1 pseudogene is annotated in these 545 nt (G+C 40.4%); it reads left to right on the top strand.

Features of this window, described 5'->3' with window-relative positions:
* Window positions 1-247 (top strand): annotated as a pseudogene (locus GFB48_RS17450) (transposase); the annotation flags it as partial.
* Between the last annotated feature and the right edge of the window lie 298 nt (window positions 248-545).

Raw genomic sequence — 545 nt, forward strand, 5'->3', positions numbered from 1 at the left:
TTATCTGCAACTGGTTGATGATACGGGCAGAATCATTCGCGATGACAAGCGTGGTGCTATAAGTAAAAACAGTAAAGGAATACTTGAGCGCCTCAATATCCCAGCAGAGAATTGGGCAAAAATCGTCAATGATTTTGGTAAGGTATTCCATGGCCCCGTGGGTACCTTGCAAGAGTATGATAAATACTGTGAGCACTTAGAAAGGCGGCGAAAGCATTTCAAACAAAGTTGCCAATTCTTCGAGTAAACATATCTGTTATCTATTCAATCTGTGCACCGCATTCGCGGTGGGTTAATGCTGCGTCAATTTGTGCATATAACCACTTAAAGCAAACAAACCAAGCTAATCGAACACAAGTTTCCCCCTCAATAGCCACTGACTAACCTCAACATGAGTAATGCCTGATTGAAGAGCAATCCTTAGTGTTGTAACTTATTGATTAATAATGGGTGGCTATAGTTAATTTTTGGGAAGGTAGGTTTAAATCACAAGCTTTATTAGATGAAGCCGCTGTACTTGCCTGTATGGCTTATGTGGATTTAAA

The sequence above is a fragment of the Paraferrimonas sp. SM1919 genome (assembly GCF_010993985.1).
In the GTDB taxonomy this organism is placed as follows: domain Bacteria; phylum Pseudomonadota; class Gammaproteobacteria; order Enterobacterales; family Shewanellaceae; genus SM1919.